This is a genomic window from Marinobacter iranensis (genome assembly GCF_029207565.1).
Lineage (GTDB): Bacteria > Pseudomonadota > Gammaproteobacteria > Pseudomonadales > Oleiphilaceae > Marinobacter > Marinobacter iranensis.
The window spans coordinates 1-287 of sequence record NZ_JANCMW010000077.1 but is presented as its reverse complement, the minus strand read 5'-3'; the positions used below and the strand labels follow the sequence as shown (position 1 = coordinate 287).

The 287-nt window shown below is 68.3% G+C and carries 1 protein-coding gene; it reads left to right on the top strand.

The window, feature by feature from the left end; genetic code table 11:
* Positions 1 to 287, top strand: a 287-nt coding sequence (locus NLU14_RS21515) for an efflux RND transporter permease subunit (protein WP_275710469.1), incomplete at both ends; no start/stop codon positions are given.

The window sequence follows — 287 nt, the reverse complement described above, 5'->3', positions numbered from 1 at the left end:
CCCTGCCCCGGCTCCAGGCGTCGATCCCCGCCGATGTGAAGCTGCATCTGGCCAGCGATCGCACCACCACGATCCGCGCCTCGCTGCGCGAAGTGGAGATCACCTTGCTGATCGCCACGCTGCTGGTGGTGGGGGTGGTGAGCCTGTTCCTGCGCTCGCTGCGCGCCACGCTGGTGCCCGCCATGGCCGTGCTCACCTCGCTGCTCGGCACGGTGGCGGTGATCTACATGCTGGGCTTCTCGCTCAACAACCTCTCGCTGATGGCGCTCACCGTGGCGACCGGCTTC